This window comes from Yersinia sp. 2542 StPb PI, assembly GCF_048593855.1.
In the GTDB taxonomy this organism is placed as follows: Bacteria; Pseudomonadota; Gammaproteobacteria; order Enterobacterales; family Enterobacteriaceae; genus Yersinia; species Yersinia enterocolitica_E.
Genome location: NZ_JAZGQA010000186.1, coordinates 1 through 8,171, shown reverse-complemented (window position 1 = coordinate 8,171; position 8,171 = coordinate 1). Strand labels below are relative to the sequence as shown.

Here is an 8,171-nt window from a genome sequence, read left to right as displayed (position 1 = left end):
TTCCCGGTCAGTGGAGGCGCATTATAGGGAGTTCCTGACAGCCTGCAACCCCTAATTTGAAAAAACTTTTCAACCGCTGAATCTTTAGTCAAAATGCCTTTAAATTGGCAGTTTTTGCAGCACCGGGAAGCCATAACCCTGCAAAACGGGCAATAAAACGTCAGTATCTGCATTCAACGCCATGCAGTAAGCAATATTATCTTCCTGAGAAGAAACTACATTTTCTTGAGAAGAGATGAGCCAGGCAGTGCGACGAGCAATTGCGGCACCGGAATCGACCATGCGAGTACCTTCAGGCAACACTTGCGCCAACTCTTCTACTAATAGAGGGAAATGAGTGCACCCCAATACAATGGTGTCCGGTGGCTCACGCATCGCCAACCATGGGTGGAGGATTTTCTTTAATGTTTCGATAGGTACAGCACCACCATGCAACTTGGACTCTGCCAGTTCCACCAGCTCAGATGAACCCAGCAATTCAATTTTGCAATCGGTAGCAAAGCGCTCAATCAAGTCCCGTGTATAAGAAGCATGAACCGTGCCACGGGTAGCCAATAAGCCAACAACACCATTGCGGGTTAATCGCACCGCCGGTTTGATAGCAGGAACAACCCCAACCACAGGGAATGCAAAGCGTTCACGTAAAGCAGGAAGTACTACTGTGCTGGCGGTGTTACAGGCAATGACGACGATTGCCAGCGGATGGCGCTGCTGTACCGCAGTGACAATTTCCAGAACGCGTTCAACGATAAACTCACCGGACTTCTCCCCATAAGGGAAAGCGACATTGTCGAAAGCATATATATAGTGGAGATCCGGCAACAACTGCCGAATCTCTTGATAGACAGATAGCCCGCCAACACCTGAGTCAAAAATCAGTGCTGTCGGGCGAGGAGCAGTATCAGCCTTAGAAGTTATAGCTTCCGGTGAGGTAATACTCTCGTCCAGCGGTTTTATAGCCATAAGCCGTTTCGTAATCTTTATCAAACAGGTTAGCAATTCTACCACGAACTGTAAGATGAGAAGTAACCGGATAACTCGCTGAAACATCTACCGTGCTATAACTCGGTAATTCACGTTGAGTCGAGCTATAGGCTGAGGTGCTATTGTCATAGCGTTTACCGTAGTACTGATAAGAAACGTCCATATCCAGATTGAACATTGTCCAATCTAATTGATACTTGGCTTGCTGTTTAGAACGACGGGCTAAAACTTCATTATTCTTATCGTTACGCGGATCCATATATTGCAATGTTATCTGGTGATTGAAAATGCCGGTATCGACGCTACCTGTCCATTCAACCCCTTTTATCGTTGCCGAATCAACATTGTAATACTGCCCTTTGTAGGTATTTGGGTCGGAGAAGTAATCGATCAGGTTTTCAATTTTGTAGCGATAAGCAGACAAACGCCAATCAAGTGGGCCAGTCAATCCTTCCAGGCCTGCCTCCCATTGGCGGGACTCCTCAGGTTTCAAATCACTGTTTGATATGATATCAAAGCGCTGCGAACCATACTGCTGACCCAGTGACGGGGCCAAAAATCCTGTTCCATAGGATAATGTCGCACGATAATCAGGGATAAATTCCCAGCCTGCGGCGGTTTGCCATGTCTCATGCCAGCCAAACTGCTCATCTTTATCTTCACGGCCCGAGGCTTCCAGCGTCACACTACCTATCTTCTGCTGCCCGCTAAGATACAAACCGGTATTATCCCGCTTATATGTATCAGAGATAGTGGTACTCGATGAGGTCAAACGCTGTTGCTGCCAGTCAACGCCAGCACTCAGCGTTGCACTCTCAAAGCTGTATGTATTACCCCATTGCACGTTACGCTGATCCATATCGTCCAGCGTAGTCGCCACGCCATAACGCCCATATTGGCTGCTGTAGTTATAATCTTTGTATTTCTGATAGCTACCGATTAATTGAGAGGAGAAAGCTCCCGCTGCATAACGTAGCCCTGCGTCATAAGTATGGTTATATAATCGCTCCTCATCACCACTGTAAGCAGGGGAAGAAATACTGCCAACATCGTAATCAGTATTGTTGGTGTAACCATAACCTCTGACGAAACCGGATATATCTTGATTGAACTGATGCTCTAGCCCTGCCCAAAAATTTTTATTACGAAAACCGTCCCGATCGCTATCCACTGGATTAGGTGAGTCGGGTTTAATGTTAAAACCGTTCGTGGTTTGATAGCCGCCCGCTATCGTCGCTAAAGTATCACCAAAGCGTTGGCGAACGCTGCCGTCATATTGCTGGTAACCTTTAGAACCAACCCCGGCATTAATCTGCCCACCTTCCTGGTCTGACTGTGTAATCACGTTAATTACACCACCAATCGCCCCAGAGCCATATACGGCAGAGCGAGGCCCGCGAATATATTCAACACGTTGCACCAAAGAGAGAGGTATTTGATTAAAGTCGACACTATTGATGATACCGGTTCGCGCCAGAGGAATGCCATCGATCAGCACTAATACATGACGGGCTTCGGTACCACGAATATACATAGAAGAGCCTTGGCCTAACCCCCCGGTTTGCGCAATATCCACGCCAGGTAGCCGGCGCATCACTTCATTGAGGCTTTTTGCCTGCCAGCGGTCGATATCATCACGCGTTACTACATCGGTGGGTGCCAATACCGTGGAAACTGGCTGTTTGAAACGGTTGGCGGTAACCACCATTTCGTCTTTATTACCTGTTGTGGTGCTGTCCTGGGCCCATCCAGAAAATGCCGTCACAGAAAGGGCTGTGATCAGCGTATATTTTTTAATTGTCATGAATACAAGCATCCAAACTCAATTGGCGGATGCCGCAGTGCCATGGCCGATAGTTCGCGACGACCACGCATATTGCGACGTAATACCGGCAGGTCTTCGGGCTTGGGATCTCTGATGTCACGTCTTCTTCATTACTTAAATGAATTAATACCGTGAAATAGAGCTGGCGATGACTTCCCGCCCTTGCGGACAGTGTCTGGTTGAAACCTATCGCCGTAACTTCCCCTTACCGCTGCGCGTCAGCTCCGGATTTACACCGGATTCCCTTTTAACTCGTAGGTGTTTCAGTAACAGCATGAGGCCGGACCGCAATGCTACGATCAAGTAAAATAGATGTCTAGACTTCCATCCTCGTTATAGGGAATAAACACAACAAAACTGGACATCACTCCCACTTTCCCTACAATCCGCAGCAATACCTCTCTTTTATAATGGCCAGACGAGAAGAAACATGACTCCCGACATCCTGCCGACAGACAGTTACGACCAACAACTGGCGGAAAAATCTGCCCGTCTTCAGACGATGATGTTGCCGTTTCAGGCACCTGCTGCGGAAATATTCCGTTCTCCGGCAGAGCATTACCGCATGAGAGCCGAGTTTCGCGTTTGGCACGATGAAGATGACTTGTACCACATCATGTTTGACCAGCAGACCAAACAGCGTATCCGTGTTGAACAGTTCCCGGTGGCAAGTTTGTTGATCAATCGTCTGATGAGTGCGCTGATGACGGCCATCAGGGCCGAACCGATTTTGCGGCGTAAACTGTTCCAGATTGATTACTTATCTACCCTAAGCGGTAAATTGATCGCCTCTTTGCTGTATCACCGTCAATTAGATGAAGAGTGGCAGCAGAAGGCGCTGGAATTACGTGAAAAGCTACGCGAACAAGGTTTTGATCTGCAACTGATTGGCCGGGCATCGAAAACTAAAATCATGCTAGATCACGACTATATCGATGAAGTGTTACCGGTTGCTGGGCGTGAAATGATTTATCGTCAGGTGGAGAATAGTTTCACCCAACCGAATGCAGCGGTGAATATTCATATGCTGGAATGGGCGATTGATGCCACTAAAAATGCCAGCGGTGATTTATTGGAGTTGTATTGCGGTAATGGTAATTTCTCGTTGGCGCTCGCACGCAATTTTGCACGGGTGTTGGCAACAGAAATCGCTAAACCCTCAGTGGCAGCGGCACAATACAATATCGCGGCAAATAATATCGATAACGTGCAAATTATCCGCATGTCAGCTGAAGAGTTTACCCAGGCAATGCAAGGTGTACGCGAATTTAACCGTTTGAAGGGTATTGATCTGAGCAGTTATAACTGCGAGACCATTTTTGTCGATCCCCCGCGCAGCGGGCTGGATAACGAGACAGTCAAACTGGTACAAGGTTATCCGCGTATCCTTTATATCTCCTGTAACCCTGAAACGCTGTGCGCCAATCTGGAACAGTTACAACAGACACATAAAATCAGCCGATTAGCACTGTTCGATCAGTTCCCCTACACCCATCATATGGAGTGTGGGGTATTGCTGGAAAAGCGCGGCTGACAGGCAATAGATAAGTAAAAGGGCAACGCGATGTTGCCCTTTTTCGTTTTAAAATAGGTCGTTTTAAAACATATCGCTTTCAAGTTATTGCGGCTGCTGGTTATCCGAATTATCTGGCTCAGATTCTGATTGCACCGACTTACGTGCTTTTAGCTTAAACAAGATCCAGAACACCAACACGACACTGAGAATAGAAGGAACGAAATTAGAACCAATTGCCGGATGCTCAACCCGAACAATCGCGCTATACAGCAAAATCCCGAGCAGGAAACACGCGGAGGCCAGTACTGGCAAGCCATGTGGCATGGCGAAATTGAGGTAGCGCTGATGCAAACAATATACGGCTAATATTAACGTTAGCAGCGGAAAAACTGAAAAAGGCACAAACGCGCTGAATAACGTGTTAAATGAACCATTTATTGCCAGGCCAGTAATCAACGCCAGCAGCAGGGTGCCGATTTCACGGCGAGACTGTTCCATCATTTTCCTTACCTTATTAAGTGCGAGATACGGCGAGTTTTTCCTGCTCGCGACGATACCAATAATAAGCGCCCTTGGAGATCATCCGCAGTTGTAAGACCAAGCGTTCCTCTAACTGTCGCCGTTGTTCAATATCCACGTCCAGCACTTCTGCACCAGCACTGAAGACAATTGTGACCATGGCCTCAGCCTGAGCTTCAGTGAAGCTGCGTGGCATGTGGTTTTCCAATTCGAGGTAATCTGCCAGCTCAGCAATAAAATGCTGAATTTCACGTGCCACTGCGGCACGAAATGCGGCGGACGTGCCGGAACGCTCGCGCAGCAATAAGCGAAATGCATTCGGGTTATTACCGATAAATTCCATAAATGTAGATACGGAGGTACGGATAACACTGCCGCCCTTGGCAATCCGCTGGCGTGCCTGACGCATCAGTTGGCGCAACATCAGGCCGCTTTCATCGACCATTGTCAGGCCAAGTTCGTCGACATCGCGAAAATGCCGGTAGAAAGAAGTCGGTGCGATACCAGCTTCGCGAGAGACTTCCCGCAAGCTAAGGCTGGCGAAACTCCGCTCAGCGCTCAGTTGGCTGAACGCCGCTTCGATAAGGGAACGACGAGTCCGCTCTTTTTGTTGTGCTCTGACGCCCATAATCGTGCCCAAGGGATATCCAAATTCTCAATCTAAGATATATAGTCAGCAATATACCAAACTTTATAGTAACAACCGTTATACAAACGTATCATCCCAATACTGAATTGCCGCTTTACAACACACATCACGGTGATTTACCCATGGTTGATTGACTTATACCTGTCATCTTTCAATTTACAGATGTGTTGGCTGCATCTTGAAATCTATTGGGTATCTGGTTGGGATGATGTTAATGTACCGTTGTAATTTTGTATAAGAATAGGTCTCTCCTACATGCAACAGCACTTCCATTTTGATGCCATTGTTATTGGCTCGGGTCCTGGCGGTGAAGGTGCCGCTATGGGGTTGGTCAAGCAAGGTGCCCGTGTTGCCGTAATTGAACGGTATAATAATGTGGGCGGTGGATGTACCCATTGGGGCACTATCCCTTCCAAAGCTTTGCGCCACGCCGTTAGCCGTATTATCGAATTCAACCAAAATCCACTCTACAGCGACAATGCCCGAACCATCAGTTCTTCTTTCGCTGATATTTTAAACCATGCTGATCGTGTTATTAATCAACAGACACGTATGCGCCAGGGTTTTTACGATCGCAATCACTGCCATATGTTTTCAGGCGATGCCAGCTTTATTGATGCCAATACTATCAACGTGCGTTATGCCGATGGCACCAACGATACACTACGCGCTGATAACATTGTGATTGCTACAGGTTCACGCCCCTACCGCCCGGCGAATGTTGATTTTAGCCATGAACGGATTTACGACAGCGATACCATTTTACAGCTCAGCCATGAACCTCAGCACGTCATTATCTATGGCGCAGGGGTTATTGGTTGTGAATATGCTTCAATCTTCCGTGGTTTGAGCGTCAAAGTTGATTTAATCAATACCCGCGACCGCCTACTGGCCTTCCTTGATCAGGAAATGTCAGATGCCCTCTCTTACCACTTCTGGAATAACGGTGTCGTTATCCGCCACAACGAAGAGTTTGAGCAAATTGAGGGAACCCTTGATGGGGTTATTGTCCATCTGAAATCAGGTAAAAAGGTCAAAGCAGACTGCTTGTTGTACGCCAATGGTCGTACCGGTAATACCGGCGGTTTAGGGTTGGAAAACATTGGTCTGGAAGCCGATAGCCGTGGTCTGCTGAAGGTCAATAGCATGTACCAGACAGCGCTGCCACATGTGTATGCGGTGGGTGATGTGATTGGTTACCCGAGTCTGGCCTCTGCGGCCTATGATCAGGGGCGTATCGCGGCACAAGCAATGATCAAAGGCGAAGCCAACGTTCATTTGATCGAGGATATTCCGACGGGTATTTACACTATCCCGGAAATCAGTTCGGTTGGGAAAACCGAGCAAGATTTGACCGCGATGAAAGTGCCCTACGAGGTCGGCCGGGCGCAATTTAAACATCTGGCGCGCGCGCAAATCGTCGGGATGGATACCGGTAGCTTAAAAATCCTGTTCCATCGAGAAACCAAGCAGATCTTGGGTATTCATTGCTTTGGCGAACGTGCAGCGGAAATTATCCACATCGGGCAGGCGATTATGGAACAGAAAGGAGAAGGCAATACTATCGAATATTTCGTTAATACGACCTTCAACTATCCGACGATGGCTGAAGCCTATCGTGTGGCAGCCCTGAACGGTTTAAACCGCCTGTTCTAGCTTTTCCTTTATAACATCTGGATTCATACGCAGTTGCATGTGTTCACGTATCGCCTCGGCCAGTTGCTCATAGCGGCCACGCAGTGGGGAACCGGGGCGGTACACCAACGCGATAGTGCGTTTAGGCACAGGCTTGTAGCACTCCAGATAGCATACGCCATCACGCTTGCGCTCATTCGGTACCGCCAGCGACGGCAGCAAAGTAATGCCGCTCCCCGCAGCCACCATATTACGCAGAGTTTCCAAACTGGTGGCGCGGAAATGGGTGTCTTCCTCTGCACCGGCCTGGAAACAGAAGCCCATCGCCTGATCGCGCAGGCAGTGGCCATCTTCCAACATCAATAATTTCTCACCCGCCAGCTCATGCATTTGCACTCTGTCACGATCGGCCCATGGATGATCGGCATAAATAGCCAGGCTCATCGGTTCATCAAATAGCGGAACTTCGATAAAAGCTTCGGTCTCTTTGACCAGTGCCAGAATGGCACAGTCCAGCTTGCCACTGTCCAACTGAGCCAGAAGATTCTGGGTTTGTGCTTCATGCAGATACATTTCCAGTTTCGGGAATGCCTTATGCAACATGGGAATGATTTGCGGCAACAAATAAGGCCCGACCGTAGGTATCAGGCCGATATGCAGTGGACCGGACATGCTTTCGCCCTGCAAGCTGGCCATCTCTTTCAGTACCTTTACTTCTCGCAATATAGTTCTGGCTTGTTCCACTAGCAACAGCCCAGCCTGCGTAAACAAGACCTTACGGCTAGTGCGCTCCAGCAACATCACGCCCAACTCATCTTCCAGCTTACGAATCTGACCACTTAATGTGGGTTGGCTGACATGGCAAGAGTCGGCGGCACGCCGGAAATGCCTGAATTCAGCCAGCGCCACCAAGTATTCTAAATCACGAATATTCATCTGTGCTCCGCTTTATGATAGCCATTGACGATAGATAAGATAGCAACCAGTGATTAGATCTATCAAGCGATAAAATGAATAATGTGCCCCAACGAAAAGATATTCAT

The 8,171-nt window shown here is 48.2% G+C and carries 7 protein-coding genes and 1 riboswitch; of the genes, 2 read left to right on the top strand and 5 right to left on the bottom strand.

All coding sequences use genetic code 11. The annotated features are described in order from the left end of the window. Positions 1-99 precede the first annotated feature (99 nt). Together murI and btuB are read right to left on the bottom strand one after the other, a co-directional pair. Positions 100-963, bottom strand: coding sequence for a glutamate racemase (gene murI, locus V1952_RS17775; protein ID WP_083161826.1), 864 nt, complete (start codon positions 961-963; stop codon positions 100-102). Continuing rightward, entirely contained in the window at positions 908-2,788 is a 1,881-nt protein-coding gene (btuB, locus tag V1952_RS17770; protein ID WP_372560102.1) for a TonB-dependent vitamin B12 receptor BtuB, read from the bottom strand. The genes murI and btuB overlap by 56 nt, the downstream gene beginning before the upstream one ends. Before the next feature lie 69 nt (positions 2,789-2,857). Then, positions 2,858-3,109, bottom strand: a riboswitch (cobalamin riboswitch). A 130-nt stretch (positions 3,110-3,239) separates the two neighbouring features. Here btuB and trmA point away from each other — a divergent pair. Further along, the gene (trmA, locus tag V1952_RS17765) at positions 3,240-4,343 is read left to right on the top strand and encodes a tRNA (uridine(54)-C5)-methyltransferase TrmA (protein ID WP_372560103.1); all 1,104 of its coding nucleotides are present in this window, start codon (positions 3,240-3,242) and stop codon (positions 4,341-4,343) included. Between the two features lie 84 nt (positions 4,344-4,427). On the opposite strand, the gene V1952_RS17760 is transcribed toward trmA, so the two are convergent. After that, positions 4,428-4,826 (bottom strand): YijD family membrane protein, encoded by a 399-nt coding sequence (locus tag V1952_RS17760; protein ID WP_226716428.1) that lies wholly within the window; start codon positions 4,824-4,826, stop codon positions 4,428-4,430. Positions 4,827-4,839: 13 nt separating this feature from the next. Beyond that, positions 4,840-5,472, bottom strand: coding sequence for an HTH-type transcriptional repressor FabR (fabR, locus tag V1952_RS17755; RefSeq protein ID WP_005192099.1), 633 nt, complete (start codon positions 5,470-5,472; stop codon positions 4,840-4,842). A 276-nt stretch (positions 5,473-5,748) separates the two neighbouring features. On the opposite strand from fabR, the gene sthA reads away from it, so the two are divergent. Beyond that, a complete protein-coding gene (sthA, locus tag V1952_RS17750; RefSeq protein WP_083161820.1) occupies positions 5,749-7,149 on the top strand; it encodes a Si-specific NAD(P)(+) transhydrogenase in 1,401 nt (466 codons plus the stop codon). Here sthA and oxyR read toward each other — a convergent pair. Beyond that, positions 7,132-8,064 (bottom strand): DNA-binding transcriptional regulator OxyR, encoded by a 933-nt coding sequence (oxyR, locus tag V1952_RS17745; protein WP_420075236.1) that lies wholly within the window; start codon positions 8,062-8,064, stop codon positions 7,132-7,134. The genes sthA and oxyR overlap by 18 nt on opposite strands. Positions 8,065-8,171: the final 107 nt, after the last annotated feature.